General features: G+C 67.7%; 15 protein-coding genes and 1 pseudogene. 14 read left to right on the top strand and 2 right to left on the bottom strand.

Annotated features, from left to right (window positions below; all coding sequences use genetic code 11):
• From HMPREF2581_RS27795 to HMPREF2581_RS27775, 5 genes and pseudogenes are all read left to right on the top strand, one after another.
• Positions 1-379, top strand: a pseudogene (locus tag HMPREF2581_RS27795) (SPOR domain-containing protein); the annotation flags it as partial.
• A gap of 73 nt (positions 380-452) precedes the next feature.
• Positions 453-995 (top strand): CvpA family protein, encoded by a 543-nt coding sequence (locus HMPREF2581_RS27790; protein WP_003113932.1) that lies wholly within the window; start codon positions 453-455, stop codon positions 993-995.
• A gap of 221 nt (positions 996-1,216) precedes the next feature.
• On the top strand, positions 1,217-2,722 hold the full coding sequence (purF, locus tag HMPREF2581_RS27785; protein ID WP_003091383.1) for an amidophosphoribosyltransferase: 1,506 nt from the start codon (positions 1,217-1,219) through the stop codon (positions 2,720-2,722).
• Between the two features lie 16 nt (positions 2,723-2,738).
• On the top strand, positions 2,739-3,950 hold the full coding sequence (locus HMPREF2581_RS27780; protein WP_003103540.1) for an O-succinylhomoserine sulfhydrylase: 1,212 nt from the start codon (positions 2,739-2,741) through the stop codon (positions 3,948-3,950).
• A complete protein-coding gene (locus HMPREF2581_RS27775; RefSeq protein WP_003091381.1) occupies positions 3,947-4,714 on the top strand; it encodes an SDR family oxidoreductase in 768 nt (255 codons plus the stop codon). The genes HMPREF2581_RS27780 and HMPREF2581_RS27775 overlap by 4 nt, the downstream gene beginning before the upstream one ends.
• A gap of 86 nt (positions 4,715-4,800) precedes the next feature.
• Here HMPREF2581_RS27775 and xcpQ read toward each other — a convergent pair whose 3' ends face one another.
• Positions 4,801-6,777 carry a GspD family T2SS secretin variant XcpQ gene (gene xcpQ, locus HMPREF2581_RS27770; RefSeq protein ID WP_003138518.1) on the bottom strand — a complete coding sequence of 659 codons (1,977 nt, stop codon included), beginning with the start codon at positions 6,775-6,777 and terminating at the stop codon, positions 4,801-4,803.
• A gap of 4 nt (positions 6,778-6,781) precedes the next feature.
• Positions 6,782-7,489, bottom strand: a complete 708-nt coding sequence (gene xcpP, locus HMPREF2581_RS27765; RefSeq protein WP_003119750.1) for a type II secretion system protein N — start codon at positions 7,487-7,489, stop codon at positions 6,782-6,784.
• A 219-nt stretch (positions 7,490-7,708) separates the two neighbouring features.
• Between xcpP and xcpR the strand changes: the two genes are divergently transcribed.
• The 9 genes from xcpR to xcpZ are packed head-to-tail and all read left to right on the top strand — an operon-like array spanning position 7,709 to position 15,175.
• A complete protein-coding gene (gene xcpR, locus HMPREF2581_RS27760) occupies positions 7,709-9,217 on the top strand; it encodes a GspE family T2SS ATPase variant XcpR (RefSeq protein ID WP_003091377.1) in 1,509 nt (502 codons plus the stop codon).
• Positions 9,217-10,434, top strand: a complete 1,218-nt coding sequence (gene xcpS / locus HMPREF2581_RS27755) for a GspF family T2SS innner membrane protein variant XcpS (RefSeq protein ID WP_003091376.1) — start codon at positions 9,217-9,219, stop codon at positions 10,432-10,434. The genes xcpR and xcpS overlap by 1 nt, the downstream gene beginning before the upstream one ends.
• Positions 10,435-10,438: 4 nt before the next feature.
• On the top strand, positions 10,439-10,885 hold the full coding sequence (gene xcpT / locus HMPREF2581_RS27750) for a GspG family T2SS major pseudopilin variant XcpT (protein ID WP_003130409.1): 447 nt from the start codon (positions 10,439-10,441) through the stop codon (positions 10,883-10,885).
• 6 nt (positions 10,886-10,891) lie between these two features.
• The gene (gene xcpU, locus HMPREF2581_RS27745) at positions 10,892-11,410 is read left to right on the top strand and encodes a GspH family T2SS minor pseudopilin variant XcpU (RefSeq protein WP_003110066.1); all 519 of its coding nucleotides are present in this window, start codon (positions 10,892-10,894) and stop codon (positions 11,408-11,410) included.
• On the top strand, positions 11,407-11,796 hold the full coding sequence (xcpV, locus tag HMPREF2581_RS27740; protein ID WP_003091373.1) for a GspI family T2SS minor pseudopilin variant XcpV: 390 nt from the start codon (positions 11,407-11,409) through the stop codon (positions 11,794-11,796). The genes xcpU and xcpV overlap by 4 nt, the downstream gene beginning before the upstream one ends.
• The gene (xcpW, locus tag HMPREF2581_RS27735) at positions 11,793-12,506 is read left to right on the top strand and encodes a GspJ family T2SS minor pseudopilin variant XcpW (protein ID WP_003110067.1); all 714 of its coding nucleotides are present in this window, start codon (positions 11,793-11,795) and stop codon (positions 12,504-12,506) included. Before xcpV ends, xcpW begins: the two co-directional genes overlap by 4 nt.
• Positions 12,503-13,504 (top strand): GspK family T2SS minor pseudopilin variant XcpX, encoded by a 1,002-nt coding sequence (xcpX, locus tag HMPREF2581_RS27730; protein WP_003138522.1) that lies wholly within the window; start codon positions 12,503-12,505, stop codon positions 13,502-13,504. The genes xcpW and xcpX overlap by 4 nt, the downstream gene beginning before the upstream one ends.
• Complete coding sequence (xcpY, locus tag HMPREF2581_RS27725; protein ID WP_003138524.1) at positions 13,501-14,649, top strand: GspL family type II secretion system protein XcpY; 1,149 nt, start codon at positions 13,501-13,503, stop codon at positions 14,647-14,649. The genes xcpX and xcpY overlap by 4 nt, the downstream gene beginning before the upstream one ends.
• A 1-nt stretch (position 14,650) precedes the next feature.
• Positions 14,651-15,175 (top strand): GspM family type II secretion system protein XcpZ, encoded by a 525-nt coding sequence (gene xcpZ / locus HMPREF2581_RS27720; RefSeq protein WP_003091369.1) that lies wholly within the window; start codon positions 14,651-14,653, stop codon positions 15,173-15,175.
• The last annotated feature ends 144 nt before the right edge of the window (positions 15,176-15,319 follow it).

Raw genomic sequence — 15,319 nt, 5'->3', positions numbered from 1 at the left:
GCCGATCGGCGGCCTGCCGGCGACCCCGCCGCCTGCCCAGACCCAGGCGCCGGCCGCCAGCCCGCCGCCAAGCCAGCCGCAACCGCCCGCTGCGCCGCCGAGCCCGCCGCCCGCGGAGAAGCGCCTGGACGCCAACAACCTGCCGCAGAGCTGGTCGGTACAGCTTGCCAGCCTGTCCAACCGGGCGCGCGCCGAGGAACTGCAGAAGACCCTGCGCTCCCAGGGCTACAACGCCTACATCCGCAGTTTCGACGGGATGAACCGGGTCTTCGTCGGGCCGGTGATCCAGCGCGCCGAGGCGGATCGCCTGCGCGACCAGTTGAGCAAGCAGCAGAAGCTCAACGGCTTCGTCGTGCGCTTCCAGCCGGAACGCGGTTGACCGCGACCCGCGGCTTACCGTCGCGGGCGCGCTCTGCTAAAATGCAGCGCCTTTTCTGCTTGTGGGCTGCATAGTGGCATTTACCTGGGTCGATTGGACGATGGTCGCCATCATCGTCGTTTCCAGCCTGATCAGTCTGAGTCGCGGCTTCGTCAAGGAAGCCTTGTCCCTGCTTACCTGGATAGTCGCCGGCGCGGTGGCCTGGATGTTCGGCGGGGCGCTGGCGCAGCACCTGGGCGAATACATCCAGACCCCCTCGGCCCGCATCATCGCAGCCTGCGCGCTGCTGTTCATCGCGACCCTGCTGCTCGGGGCGCTGGTCAACTACCTCATCGGCGAACTGATCCGGGTCACCGGCCTGTCCGGCACCGACCGCTTCCTCGGCATGGTCTTCGGCGGCGCGCGCGGCGTACTGCTGGTCGTGCTGCTGGTCGGCCTGCTCAGCCTGGCTCCGGTACAGCAGGACCCTTGGTGGCAGCAGTCGGTGCTGATGCCGCATTTCCTGATGGTCGCCGACTGGTCGAAGAACTTCATTCTCGGTTTCGCCGGCCAGTGGTTGCCGGCCGCGCCGATAACGCCGCCGAGCGGCATCGGCGGGCTGCTTCCCAGCCAGTGATTTTGGCGGGACACTGGCCGAGGCCGGGTCCCGCGGTTTTCCAGGGCGGCGCGTCGATGGCGCGGCGCCGGCGGCACAGGACGTGCCGCGAGCCAGTCGGCGGCGAAGGTCGCCGATTCGCGGGAGCCAGCGGCCCACAGGCCCTGGTCAGCTCGATGGTCCGGGACGGACCGATCGCGCTTCCCATCTTTCCAGCTTGAGCCAAGTAGGGGTTGCGTCACATGTGTGGCATCGTCGGTATCGTGGGCAAGTCGAACGTCAATCAGGCGCTGTATGACGCGCTCACCGTCCTCCAACATCGCGGCCAGGACGCTGCCGGTATCGTCACCTGCCATGACGATAAGCTGTACCTGCGCAAGGACAACGGCCTGGTCCGCGACGTCTTCCAGCAGCGCCACATGCAGCGCCTGATCGGCAGCGTCGGCATCGGCCATGTGCGTTACCCGACCGCCGGCAGCTCCAGCTCGGCGGAGGCGCAGCCGTTCTACGTCAACTCGCCCTACGGCATTACCCTGGCGCACAACGGCAACCTGACCAATGTCGAGCAGTTGGCCAAGGAAATCTACGAATCCGACCTGCGCCACGTGAACACCAACTCCGATTCGGAAGTGCTGCTCAACGTGTTCGCCCACGAGCTGGCGGTGCGCAACAAGCTGCAGCCCACCGAGGAGGACATCTTCGCCGCGGTTTCCTGCGTGCACGACCGTTGCGTCGGCGGCTACGCGGTGGTGGCGATGATCACCGGCCATGGCATCGTCGGTTTCCGCGACCCCAATGCGATCCGTCCGATCGTCTTCGGCCAGCGGCATACCGAGAACGGCGTCGAATACATGATCGCCTCCGAGAGCGTGGCCCTGGACGTACTCGGCTTCACCCTGATCCGCGACCTGGCGCCGGGCGAGGCGGTGTACATCACCGAGGAAGGCAAGCTCTATACCCGCCAGTGCGCGAAGGCGCCGAAGTACGCGCCGTGCATCTTCGAGCACGTCTACCTGGCGCGTCCGGATTCGATCATGGACGGCATCTCGGTGTACAAGGCGCGCCTGCGCATGGGCGAGAAGCTTGCCGACAAGATCCTCCGCGAGCGTCCCGACCACGACATCGACGTGGTCATCCCGATCCCCGACACCAGCCGCACCGCGGCGCTGGAACTGGCCAACCGGCTCGGCGTGAAGTTCCGCGAGGGCTTCGTCAAGAACCGCTACATCGGCCGCACCTTCATCATGCCCGGCCAGGCGGCGCGGAAGAAGTCCGTGCGGCAGAAGCTCAACGCCATCGAGCTGGAGTTCCGCGGCAAGAACGTGATGCTGGTGGATGACTCCATCGTCCGCGGCACCACCTGCAAGCAGATCATCCAGATGGCCCGCGAGGCCGGGGCGAAGAACGTCTACTTCTGCTCCGCCGCGCCGGCCGTGCGCTACCCCAACGTCTACGGCATCGACATGCCGAGTGCGCACGAGCTGATCGCGCACAATCGCAGCACCGAGGACGTCAGCAAGCTGATCGGCGCCGACTGGCTGGTCTACCAGGACCTGCCCGACCTGATCGACGCGGTCGGCGGCGGCAAGATCAAGATCGATCACTTCGACTGCGCCGTGTTCGACGGCGAGTACGTGACCGGCGACGTCAACGAGGCCTACCTGAACCGGATCGAACAGGCGCGCAACGATGCGACCAAGGCCAAGAGCCAGGCGGTCAGCGCGATCATCGATCTGTACAACGACTGACAAAGGGGAGAGCGGCATGACTCAGGACTGGGATGCCGGGCGTCTCGACAGCGACCTGGAAGGCGCGGCCTTCGACACCCTGGCGGTTCGCGCCGGGCAACGGCGGACGCCGGAGGGCGAGCACGGCGAGGCGCTGTTCACCACTTCCAGCTACGTCTTCCGCACCGCCGCCGACGCGGCCGCGCGGTTCGCCGGCGAAGTGCCGGGCAACGTCTATTCGCGCTACACCAACCCCACGGTACGCACCTTCGAGGAGCGCATCGCCGCCCTCGAAGGAGCCGAGCAGGCGGTGGCCACGGCGTCGGGCATGTCGGCGATCCTCGCCCTGGTGATGAGCCTGTGCAGCTCCGGCGACCACGTGCTGGTCTCGCGCAGCGTGTTCGGCTCGACCATCAGCCTGTTCGACAAGTACTTCAAGCGCTTCGGTATCCAGGTCGACTATCCGCCGTTGAGCGATCTCGCGGCCTGGGAGGCGGCGTGCAAGCCGAATACCAAGCTGTTCTTCGTCGAGTCGCCATCCAACCCGCTGGCCGAGCTGGTGGATATCGCCGCGCTGGCCGAGATCGCCCACGACAAGGGTGCGCTGCTGGCGGTGGACAACTGCTTCTGCACGCCGGCCCTGCAACAGCCGCTGAAGCTCGGTGCGGACGTGGTGATCCACTCCGCGACCAAGTACATCGACGGCCAGGGCCGGGGCATGGGCGGGGTGGTTGCCGGTCGCGGCGAGCAGATGAAGGAAGTGGTCGGCTTTCTCCGCACCGCCGGACCGACCCTCAGCCCGTTCAACGCCTGGCTGTTCCTCAAGGGCCTGGAAACCCTGCGTATCCGCATGCAGGCGCACAGCGCCAGTGCCCTGGCCCTGGCCGAATGGCTGGAGCACCAGCCGGGCATCGAGCGGGTCTACTACACGGGCCTGCAGAGCCATCCTCAGCATGAGTTGGCCCGGCGCCAGCAGAGTGGCTTCGGCGCGGTCGTCAGCTTCGACGTGAAGGGCGGGCGCGATGCCGCCTGGCGCTTCATCGACGCCACCCGGATGGTCTCGATCACCACCAACCTGGGCGACACCAAGACCACCATCGCCCACCCGGCGACCACCTCCCACGGTCGGCTGTCCCCCGAGGACCGCGCGCGCGCCGGGATCGGCGACAGCCTGATCCGGGTCGCGGTCGGCCTGGAAGACCTCGACGACCTCAAGGCCGACATGGCCCGGGGGCTGGCCGCGCTGTGATCGAGCCCAACCTGCGAGGCAACGGCAAGGTCGCCCTGGTCACCGGGGCGGCCCGGGGCATTGGCCTGGGCATCAGTGCCTGGCTGATCGCCGAGGGCTGGCAGGTAGTGCTGGCCGACAACGACCGTGAACGCGGTGCCAGGGTGGCCGAGGCGCTGGGCGAGCACGCCTGGTTCGTGGCCATGGACGTGGCCCAGGAGGGCCAGGTGGCGATGAGCGTGGCCGAGGTGCTCGGTCAGTTCGGCCGCCTCGACGGCCTGGTCTGCAACGCCGCCATCGCCAATCCGCGCAATACGCCGCTGGAGGCGCTGAGCCTCGGCGAGTGGACCCGGACCCTGGCGGTCAACCTGACCGGTCCGATGCTGCTGGCCAAGTACTGCACGCCTTATCTGCGCGCGCACAACGGCGCCATCGTCAACATCGCCTCGACTCGTGCCCACCAGTCGGAGCCTGACTCCGAGGCCTACGCCGCGAGCAAGGGCGGGTTGCTGGCGCTGACCCATGCCCTGGCCGCCAGCCTGGGCCCGGAGATCCGTGTCAATGCGCTCAGCCCCGGCTGGATCGATACCCGCGAGGCCGCCGAGCGCGAGGCTGCGCCGCTGACCGAGCTGGACCACGACCAACACCTGGTCGGCCGGGTCGGAACGGTGGAGGATGTCGCGTCGCTGGTGGCCTGGCTGCTCTCCGAGGACGCCGGTTTCGTCACCGGCCAGGAATTCCTGGTCGATGGCGGCATGACCCGGAAAATGGTCTACCTCGACTGAGTTGGCGGGGAGATGCGGAAAAGGCGCTGTTCCGAAAGGAGCAGCGCCTTTTTTTCGTATGAGGCCGCCTTGCCGGTATGGCGCCGTTATTCCGTCTTCAGTTCGCGCAGATCGACGGCCTGTCCATCGAACAACTGGTTGGCGTTGGTCGGCAGGATGCTGGGTCGTCCCTCCGGGCCGCGAGTGCCGTCGATGACCCGGATGTCGCTGTATTTCTTGCCCGAGAGCGCGGCGAGACCGGCGCTGTCGCGGACCACCGTAGGACGCAGGAAGACCATCAGGTTGCGCTTGGTGTGGGTGTCCTTGGTGGAACGGAACAGGCGACCGAGGAATGGGATGTCCCCGAGCAGGGGAACCTTCGACTCGGCTTGGGAAACGTCGTCCTGGATCAGGCCGCCGATCACGATCACCTGGCCGTTCTCGGCGAGGATGGTGCTCTTGATCGAGCGCTTGCTGGTGATCAGGTCGGTATTGTTGCGCTGCTGGGCGTTGGGCAGCAGGGCCGAGATCTCCTGCTCGATCTCCAGGCGCAGGGCCGCGCCGTCGTTGATGTGCGGAGTGACCTTGAGGCTGACGCCGATATCCTTGCGCTCCACGGTGGTGAACGGGTTGCTCGAACCTTCGCTGTTGGTGGTGTAGGAGCCGGTCTGGAACGGTACGTTCTGGCCGACCAGAATCTCCGCTTTCTGGTTGTCCAGGGTCAACAGGCTCGGGGTCGACAGCAGGTTGCTCTTGGTGTTGGCCGAGAGCGCGGTGACCAGCGCGCCGAAGCTGCTGCTGCCGATGCCGACGATGGCGCCGTCGGGGATGGATTCCGGTGCCTTGTTGCTCTCGAGCGATTGCAGCAGGGTGCCGATGGACAGTCCGGTATTGGCGAAGTTGGTCTTGGTTCCGCCCATGCCGCCCTTGTTGATCGCCCATTGCACGCCGACGGCATCCTGGATGTCGCCGGAGATCTCGACGATGGCCGCCTCCACCAATACCTGGGCACGCGGCACGTCGAGCTGGCGAACGATGTCCTCGAGGGCGTTGACCGTGTCCGGGTCGGCCAGCAGGACCAGGGCGTTGGTGCTTTCGTCGGCACGGATCAGGATGTTGCTCGGTCGGCCGCCGCCGGTCTGTTCGCCGCCCTGGCCGCCGTTGTTCTTCATGCCTTCGGAAATCTGGCCGAGGGTTTCCGCGAGGGTCTTGGCGTCGTTGTGGCGCAGGCGGATCACCCGGGTATTGGCCGAGCGCGCGGTCGGGGTGTCCAGCGACTGCGCCAGTTGCACCAGCTTGGCGCGCGCCTGCGGCGGGCCGAGGATGATCAGGCGGTTGGTGCGCGCGTCGGCGATCACCTGGGCGCCCGCCGCGCCCTTGGCCTGGCCGCGGCTCATGGCGTTGTTGAGCACCTCGGCGGCGTCCATCACCCAGCCGTAGCGCAGGTTGATCACGCTGTAGTCGTGGCTGCCCTTCTGGTCGAGCTGGCGGATCACGTCTTCGATTCGCGCGATATTGGCGCTGCGGTCGCTGATGATCAGCGCGTTGGCCGAGGGCACCGCGGCGAGGTGGCCATATTGTGGGACCAGCGGACGGATCAGCGGGATGAGTTCCGATACCGGGCTCTGCTGCACCTGGATCACCCGCGTCTCCAGGCGATCCGGCGCGCTCTGGCCGCCGCCGGCCTCGGTCTTGGCCTCGGCGTTGGGCACGATGCGCGCCTGGTCGCCCTGGGCAACCACGGTGAAGCCGTGGGTGCTCATCACCGAGAGGAACAACTGGTAGACCTCGCTCAACGAGAGCTGGGCCTTGGAGACCACGCTGACCTGGCCCTTGACCCGCGGGTCGACGACGAAGGTCTCGCCGGTGATTTCGGAAATCTGGTCGATGAATTCGCGGATGTCGGCATCCTTGAGGTTGATCGTCCAGTGCGCCTCCTGCTGGTTGCCGGCCGGGACGAAGGCGTTCCCGCCGCTGTTTTCGGCGTGCGCCGCCTGGATGCCGAGGGCCAGGCTGAGAAGGACGGCGGGAACGTACGAACGACTGGAAGGGGCAAACAGGGCGCGGAGCAAAGGTTGGGACATCGGGTCAGTCGCTTTCCGTAGGCGTGGTCGTGGGCTCGCTCGAGTCTTCTTCGGCGGGTTCTGCGATGGGCGTGGCTTCCATCTGCTGGCGCAAGGCGTCCAGGCGCTCGCGCAATGCTGCAGCGTTCTCATCCTGCAGGCTTTGCAGTTGTTCGATCGAGTCGTTCTCGCTTGTAATGTCGTCCGCGCTGGCCAGCAGTCCCCCGGAACGGTGCGGGAAGGGCAGGCTTTCCAGGCGCCCGCCGCGCTGCAGTTCGACGCGGTCGCGGTAGACCGCGTGCAGCTTCACGCCGTCGCTGATCTCGCCGCCGACCGCGTAGCGGTGCGGCTTGTCGCCCTGGCGCTGGATGATCGCGCTGGACAGCTTGGGATCGCTCTGGACGAAGCTGCCCTTGAGCACCAGGTCGAGGTTGGTGGCCGGTGGCGGGGCGTTGGGGTCCTGGGCGCTGGTGCCGAAGAGGCGCGCCAGGCGGGTCGGATCGCTGCGGATCGACTCGTGGCTGACCGGCGAGGCGGCGACGGCTACCGGGCTGCGTTGCAGGCGCAACCAGCCGGCCGCCTGCCAGGCGAGGCTGATGCTCATGGCGATGATCAGGGCAACAGCCAGAAGGGCCGGGGCGTACCGCTGCAGCCAGCGGGAAGAGGCGCCGGAGAAAGGCAATACATCACTCCTGGTCTTTATCGTTATGTCTGAAGATCGCCGAGGGATCATAGCAGTTCGTTGCCAGTAGGCTACCTACTTCTATCAATAGGTGTGACTGGCCGGGCCAGGCACGCTTGTGCTTAAGATAACGGCTCGCCAGGATACTTCTGCAAGAGGAACTCGGGATCGGCCGCACAAAACGACTAACAACTAACAATACTGACGGTAACCGTTCAGTGGTCATATACGACCAAGATACTTCTGTAAGGTTACCGCTATAAGGCATCCATGATGACAGCCCCATTACCCGACATCGCCGCGCCGGCCGCACCGCCACGGCGTCTGCCGTTCAGCTTCGCCAAGCGCCAGGGCCTGTTGTTCCTGTGCCTGGAGGAGCAGTACTGGCTGGCCTGCCGGCCGCAGGTGGAGCTGGCGGCGATCGCCGAGGCGCAGCGCTTCGCCGGCCGCCGCCTGCCGCTCAAGGCGCTCGGCGAGGACGCCTTCAACCAGGCCCTGGCGGCCTCCTACCAGCACGACTCCTCGGCGGCCATGCAGCTCGCCGAGGACCTCGGCGGCAGCCTGGACCTCGCCGCGCTGGCCGACCAGGTCCCGGAAACCGAGGACCTGATGGAGCAGGAGGACGACGCGCCGATCATTCGCCTGATCAACGCGATCCTCGGCGAGGCGATCCGCGAGAACGCCTCGGACATCCACCTGGAAACCTTCGAGAAACGCCTGGTGGTGCGCTTCCGCGTCGACGGCGTGCTGCGCGAGGTGCTGGAGCCCAAGCGCGAGCTGGCGGCCCTGCTGGTATCGCGGATCAAGGTCATGGCGCGGCTGGACATCGCCGAGAAGCGTATTCCCCAGGATGGGCGGATTTCCCTGCGGGTCGGCGGGCGCGAGGTGGACATCCGCGTCTCGACCCTGCCCTCGGCCAACGGCGAACGGGTGGTGCTGCGTCTGCTCGACAAGCAGGCCGGGCGCCTGAACCTGCAACACCTGGGCATGAGCGAGCGCGACCGCAAGCTGATGGACGAAACGGTGCGCAAGCCGCACGGCATCCTGCTGGTCACCGGCCCCACCGGCTCGGGCAAGACCACCACCCTGTACGCCAGCCTGACCACGCTCAACGACCGCACGCGGAACATCCTCACCGTCGAGGATCCGATCGAATACCACCTGGAGGGCATCGGCCAGACCCAGGTCAACGCCAAGGTCGACATGACCTTCGCCCGCGGCCTGCGGGCGATCCTCCGGCAGGACCCGGACGTGGTGATGGTCGGCGAGATCCGCGACCGGGAGACCGCCGAGATCGCGGTGCAGGCTTCGCTGACCGGCCACCTGGTGCTCTCGACCCTGCACACCAACAGCGCCATCGGCGCGATCACCCGCCTGGTGGACATGGGCATCGAGCCGTTCCTGCTGTCCTCCTCCATGCTTGGCGTGCTGGCCCAGCGCCTGGTGCGGGTGCTCTGCCCGGCGTGCAAGGAGCCCTACCGCGCCGACGAGGCCGAGTGCGCGCTGCTCGGCGTCGATCCCGCCGCGCCGCCGACCCTGCATCGCGCCCGCGGCTGCGGCGAGTGCCACCAGCATGGCTATCGCGGGCGTACCGGTATCTATGAACTGGTGGTGTTCGACGACCACATGCGCTCGCTGATCCACAACGAATCCTCCGAGCAGGAAATGACCCGGCATGCCCGCACCAGCGGACCAAGCATCCGCGACGACGGTCGGCGCAAGGTGCTGGAAGGCGTCACTACGGTCGAGGAAGTCCTGCGCGTGACCCGGGAAGAATAATGGCCGCCTTCGAATACCTCGCCCTCGACCCCAGCGGTCGCCAGCAGAAGGGCGTGCTGGAGGCGGACAGCGCGCGCCAGGTCCGCCAATTGCTGCGCGAGCGCCAATTGGCGCCGCTCGATGTGAAGCCCACCCGTACCCGCGAGCAGAGCGGGCAGGGCGGGCGCCTGACGTTCGCCCGCGGACTGTCCGCGCGCGACCTGGCATTGGTGACCCGGCAACTGGCGACCCTGGTCCAGGCCGCGTTGCCGATCGAGGAGGCGCTGCGCGCCGCCGCGGCGCAGTCCACCTCGCAGCGCATCCAGTCGATGCTTCTCGCCGTGCGCGCCAAGGTCCTCGAGGGCCATAGCCTGGCCGGCAGCCTGCGCGAGTTTCCCACCGCCTTTCCCGAGCTGTACCGGGCGACTGTGGCTGCCGGCGAGCATGCCGGGCACCTCGGCCCGGTGCTGGAGCAACTTGCCGACTACACCGAGCAGCGCCAGCAGTCGCGGCAGAAGATCCAGCTGGCGCTGCTCTATCCGGTGATCCTGATGGTCGCTTCGCTGGCCATCGTCGGCTTCCTGCTGGGCTACGTGGTGCCCGACGTGGTCCGGGTGTTCATCGACAGCGGGCAGACGCTGCCGCTGTTGACCCGCGTGCTGATCGGCGTTAGCGACTGGGTCAAGGCCTGGGGCGCGCTGGCCTTCGTCGCGGCGATCGGCGGGGTGATCGGCTTCCGCTACGCGCTACGCAAGGATGCCTTTCGCGAGCGCTGGCATGGCTTCCTGCTGCGCGTGCCGCTGGTCGGTCGGCTGGTGCGTTCCACCGACACCGCGCGCTTCGCCTCGACCCTGGCGATCCTCACCCGCAGCGGCGTGCCGCTGGTGGAGGCGCTGGCGATCGCCGCCGAGGTGATCGCCAACCGGATCATCCGCAACGAAGTGGTCAAGGCCGCGCAGAAGGTCCGCGAGGGCGCCAGCCTGACCCGCTCGCTGGAAGCCACCGGACAGTTCCCGCCGATGATGCTGCACATGATCGCCAGCGGCGAGCGCTCCGGCGAGCTGGACCAGATGCTGGCGCGCACCGCGCGCAACCAGGAGAACGACCTGGCGGCGCAGATCGGCCTGATGGTCGGCCTGTTCGAACCGTTCATGCTGATATTCATGGGCGCGGTGGTGCTGGTCATCGTCCTTGCCATTCTTCTTCCGATCCTTTCTCTCAACCAACTCGTGGGGTAATCGCGTGAATCAGAGCCGCCCATTGCAGCGTCGCCAACAGTCGGGCTTCACCCTGATCGAAATCATGGTCGTGGTGGTCATCCTCGGCATCCTCGCCGCCCTGGTGGTGCCGCAGGTGATGAGCCGTCCCGACCAGGCCAAGGTCACCGTGGCCAAGGGCGACATCAAGGCCATCGCTGCCGCGCTGGACATGTACAAGCTGGACAACTTCGCCTATCCGAGCACCCAGCAGGGCCTCGAGGCGCTGGTGAAGAAGCCCACCGGCAACCCGCAGCCGAAGAACTGGAACAAGGACGGCTACCTGAAGAAGCTGCCGGTCGATCCGTGGGGCAATCCCTACCAGTACCTGGCGCCGGGCACCAAGGGCCCGTTCGACCTGTATTCGCTGGGCGCCGACGGCAAGGAAGGCGGCAGCGACAACGACGCCGAAATCGGCAACTGGGACAACTGACCGGACATGCAGGCTTCGCGCGGCTTCACCCTCATCGAGCTGATGGTGGTGATGGTCATCATCAGCGTGCTGATCGGCCTGGCGGTGCTCAGCACCGGCTTCGCCAGCACCTCGCGGGAGCTGGACAGCGAGGCCGAGCGGCTCGCCGGGCTGATCGGCGTGCTGACCGACGAGGCCGTGCTGGACAACCGCGAGTACGGCCTGCGCCTGGAGCGCGATGCCTATCAGGTGCTGCGCTACGACGAAGCGAAGGCGCGCTGGTTGCCGGTGGCGCGCGACAGCCACCGCCTGCCGGAGTGGGCGGAGCTGACCTTCGAGCTGGACGGCCAGCCGCTGGTGCTGGCCGGCAGCAAGGGCGAGAAGGAGCAGAAGAAAGGCACCGACCAGCCGCAATTGCTGATCCTTTCCAGTGGCGAACTCAGCCCGTTCCGCCTGCGCCTGGCCGAGCGCGGACCCGAGGGGCGGGCGTTGTCGCTGAGCAGCGACGGTTTCCGCCTGCCACGGGTCGAGGTGGCGCGGCGATGAGGCGCGCTCGTGGTTTCACCCTGCTGGAAGTGCTGGTGGCCCTGGCGATCTTCGCCATGGTCGCGGCCAGCGTGCTCAGTGCCAGCGCGCGCAGCCTGCAGAACGCCTCGCGACTGGAAGACAAGACCCTGGCGATGTGGATCGCCGACAACCGTCTCAACGAATTGCAACTGGAACAGACGCCGCCCTCCAGCGGCCGCAACCAGGGCGAGCTGGAGTTCGCCGGGCGCCGCTGGGAGTGGCGCACCCAGGTCGACAGCACCGCCGAGCAGGATATGCGGCGGGTGATCGTCTGGGTCGCGGCGAAGCCCCTTGGCCGCGAGCGTGGCAGCATCGAGGAACGCGCCGCGGCGCGCCTCGTCGGTTTCCTCGGGAGCCAGCCATGAGGCTACAGCGGGGCTTCACCCTGCTCGAGCTGCTGATCGCCATCGCCATCTTCGCCCTGCTGGCCCTGGCCACCTACCGCATGTTCGACAGCGTGATGCAGACCGACCAGGCGACTCGCGTGCAGGAGCAGCGCATGCGCGAGCTGGTGCGGGCGATGGGCGCCCTGGAGCGCGACCTGACCCAGGCGGTCGAACGTCCGGTACGCGACGAACTGGGCGATAACCGTGGCGCCTTCCTCAGCGAGGGCGAGAACGACCAGATCGTCGAATTCACCCGTGGCGGCTGGCGCAACCCGCTCGGCCAGGCGCGCTCGCGCCTGCAGCGGGTGCGCTGGTCGCTGTCCGGGGAGACCCTCGAACGCCGCTACTGGCTGGTTCTGGACCGCGCCCAGGACAGCAAGCCACGGGTGCAGCAGGTGCTGGACGGGGTTACCGCGCTGAGCTGGCGCTTCCTCGACAAGGAGCACAACTGGCAGGGCCACTGGCCGACCGACGAAGGCAGCGAGGAGGAGCGCCTGGAAAGCCTGCCGCTGGCGGTGGAGATGACCCTGGAGCACCGCCACTACGGCAAGCTGGTGCGCGTCTGGCGTCTGCTCGATCCGCCGCTCAAGCAGGACCAGCCGCAGGGCCAGCCGGGCGGCGAGAATGGCGAGAACGGCGAGGGCGGGGTGCCGCAGCCGCCGGAAGGCATGCCGGGGGCGCCGGAATGAGGCGCGGGCAGAGCGGCGTCGCGCTGATTACCGTGCTGCTGGTGGTGGCGGTGGTGACCATCGTCTGCGCCGGGCTGATCATCCGCCAGCAGTTGGCGATACGCAGCAGCGCCAACCAGTTGCACGTGCGCCAGGCCTGGCACTATGCGCTGGGCGGCGAACGCCTGGCGGAAGCGGTGCTGCGCCGCGACCTGCGCCAGGGCGGCGAGAATACCCGCGAGCCGGTGGACCACCTGGGCGAGGCCTGGGCGCGACCGATGACGCCGTTCAAACTGGACGACGGCGGCGAGCTGCGGGTGCGGATCGAGGACCCCAGCGGGCGTTTCAACCTCAACGGACTGGTGCGCAAGCGCAAGGTCAAGCCGGATTCGGTGAAGCAGTTCCGTCGCCTGCTGGCCACCCTGGGGATGAAGGAAGAGATCGTTCAGGGCTTGCCGGACCGGCTGGCCGACTGGCTCGACGCCGACCAGAATCCGCAGGGCGAGCAAGGCGCCGAGGACAACCAGTACCTGCTGGAGGCGCCGGCCTACCGCGCCGCCAACCGCAGTTTCAAGGACGTGTCCGAGCTGCGCCTGCTGAAATTGTCGGAAGCCGACTATCGACGCCTGCTGCCGTTCGTCAGCGCCTTGCCCGAGGATGCGCCGCTGAACGTGAACACCGCCAGCGTGCCGGTGCTGGCCGCCATGTTCGAGATCGATCCGGGACAGGCGGAAAACATCGTGGCGGCTCGTGGGCGAGAAGGCTTCCAGGAGAAGACTGAGTTCAGCAAGCACCTGAACGAGTTGGGATCAAAGGCAAGTAACGTCAACTTTGCCGTCGGCACCCGCTACTTCCAGGTGATCAGCGAGGTCAGCCTGGGCGACCGCCGGCAGGTGCTGGTGAGTACCTTGCAGCGGGGCAAGGACGGCAAGATACGCGTGATGGCCCGCGACATGGGGCAGGGCGGCCTGCCCATCCCGTCGACGGGCGGCGACGATTGGAAGAAGGACGAGCGATGAGTGGAGTGAGTGCGCTGTTCCTGCCGCCCGCCAGCACGGCGGGGGCCGATGGGGAACTGGCGGTATGGTGGGTGCAGGATGGCGAGTGCCGGCGCGCGCCGTTCGTCCAGGCGCTGGCGGAGATCCGCGCGCCCTGGCGGCTGTACCTGCCGGTGGAGGCGGTGACCGCCTGCGCGGTGAACCTGCCTACGCAGAAGGCGCGCTGGTTGCGCCAGTCGCTGCCGTTTGCGGTGGAGGAACAACTGGCCGACGATGTCGAGCAGATGCACCTTGCCCTTGGTCCGGCGCTGGCCGACGGCCGCCACCGGGTATTCGCCGTGCAGCGCACCTGGCTCGCCGCCTGGCTGGCGCTGGCCGAGGGCGCGGGCAAGGCGCCGGCTTCGCTGCATGTCGATGCCGATTGCCTGCCGGGCGAGGGCAGTTGCCTGTTCTGGCTGGAAGAGCGCTGGTTGCTCGGCGGCAGCGGCGCCGTACGCCTGGCCTGCGGCAGCGAGGATTGGCCGGTACTGCGCGACAGTTGCCCGCCGCCGCAGCGGGCCTTCGCCGCGCAGGAGGTGGCGCCCCTGGAGGGGGTGGAAGTCCAGGCCCTGGCGGGCAATCCGCACGTCTGGCTGAGCGAGCAGCCGCTGGGCACCGACCTGGCCCAGGCCGAGTTCGCCGCGCGCCAGCAGAGTAGCCAGTGGCGCCGTTGGCGGCCGCTGCTGGGGCTGGTCGGGCTGTGGCTGGTGTTGCAATGGGGCTTTACCCTGGTCCAGGCCTGGCAGTTGCAGCGCGAAGGCGACCGCTACGCGGCGCAGAGCGCAGAGCTCTACCGCCAGTTGTTTCCCGAGGACCGCAAGCTGATCAACCTGCGCGCGCAGTTCGACCAGCACCTGGCCGACAGCGCCAGCAGCGGCGGCGAGGGCCAGTTGCTCGGCCTGCTTGGCCAGGCCGCCACGGTGATCGGCGGCGAGCCAACGGTGAGCGTCGAGCAACTGGACTTCAGCGCCGCTCGCGGCGACGTCGCCCTCCAGGTGCGGGCTCCCGGTTTCGACGTGCTGGAACGGCTGCGTTCGCGTCTCAGCGAGTCCGGGTTGGCGGTGCAGCTGGGTTCGGCCAGCCGCGATGGCTCGACGGTCAGCGCGCGCCTGGTGATAGGAGGTTGAGATGAAGGTGATGACGCAATTCCACGAGCGCCTCAGGGCCCAGGCGGAAACCTCGCAGCTGGCGATCCGCTGGCGCGGGCTGCCGGCGCGGGACCGCCTGGCGCTGCTCTGGCTCGGTGCGTTCCTCCTGCTGGTGGTGCTCTACCTGGCGCTGTGGCGCCCGGCCGAGCGCCATCTGCAGTCGGCGCGGCAGTACTTCACCGAACAGCGCGCGCTGCATGCCTACATCCAGCAGCAGGCGCCCAACGTGCGCCAGGCCGATGCCGCGGCGCCACAGGCGCAGATCGACCCGGCGGCGCTGCAGGGCATGGTCACGGCTTCGGCGGCCCAGGCCGGACTGAGTGTCGAGCGCCTCGACAACGAAGGCGAGGGCGCCGTGCAGGTGGCCCTGCAGCCGGCGCCATTCGCCAAGCTGCTGCCCTGGCTGGAGCAGTTGAACGGGCAGGGCGTGCAGGTGGCGGAGGCCGGCCTGGACCGCCAGGTCGACGGCCGGGTCTCGGCGCGCCTGAGCCTGCGGGTCGAGTGAGCGGCCCGTGGCTGGGGCCGGCATGGGCCCCGGCGCCGACCTTGGCGACAGGCGATCGCCGAAATTTCAAAAAAAATTCAATCAGGGCATTGACTTAGGTTTTTCGGTCGGTAGAATGCGCCCCACTTCGAGAGTGAAGGGTGA

The organism is Pseudomonas sp. HMSC057H01 (assembly GCF_001836405.1).
GTDB classification, from domain to species: Bacteria; Pseudomonadota; Gammaproteobacteria; order Pseudomonadales; family Pseudomonadaceae; genus Pseudomonas; species Pseudomonas aeruginosa.
Note: the sequence above shows the minus strand (reverse complement) of the source record. Positions and strands in the feature narration are given on the sequence as shown.

Excerpts from the sequence above, each read along its gene's own strand:
- xcpW (WP_003110067.1), top strand. The coding sequence starts at position 11,793 with ATGAGGCTACAGCGGGGCTTCACCCTGCTCGAGCTGCTGATCGCCATC.
- xcpP (WP_003119750.1), bottom strand. The coding sequence starts at position 7,489 with ATGATCCCTCGGCGATCTTCAGACATAACGATAAAGACCAGGAGTGAT.
- xcpU (WP_003110066.1), top strand. The coding sequence starts at position 10,892 with ATGCAGGCTTCGCGCGGCTTCACCCTCATCGAGCTGATGGTGGTGATG.
- xcpY (WP_003138524.1), top strand. The coding sequence starts at position 13,501 with ATGAGTGGAGTGAGTGCGCTGTTCCTGCCGCCCGCCAGCACGGCGGGG.
- xcpV (WP_003091373.1), top strand. The coding sequence starts at position 11,407 with ATGAGGCGCGCTCGTGGTTTCACCCTGCTGGAAGTGCTGGTGGCCCTG.
- xcpQ (WP_003138518.1), bottom strand. The coding sequence starts at position 6,777 with ATGTCCCAACCTTTGCTCCGCGCCCTGTTTGCCCCTTCCAGTCGTTCG.
- xcpZ (WP_003091369.1), top strand. The coding sequence starts at position 14,651 with ATGAAGGTGATGACGCAATTCCACGAGCGCCTCAGGGCCCAGGCGGAA.
- xcpS (WP_003091376.1), top strand. The coding sequence starts at position 9,217 with ATGGCCGCCTTCGAATACCTCGCCCTCGACCCCAGCGGTCGCCAGCAG.
- HMPREF2581_RS27780 (WP_003103540.1), top strand. The coding sequence starts at position 2,739 with ATGACTCAGGACTGGGATGCCGGGCGTCTCGACAGCGACCTGGAAGGC.
- purF (WP_003091383.1), top strand. The coding sequence starts at position 1,217 with ATGTGTGGCATCGTCGGTATCGTGGGCAAGTCGAACGTCAATCAGGCG.
- xcpX (WP_003138522.1), top strand. The coding sequence starts at position 12,503 with ATGAGGCGCGGGCAGAGCGGCGTCGCGCTGATTACCGTGCTGCTGGTG.
- xcpR (WP_003091377.1), top strand. The coding sequence starts at position 7,709 with ATGATGACAGCCCCATTACCCGACATCGCCGCGCCGGCCGCACCGCCA.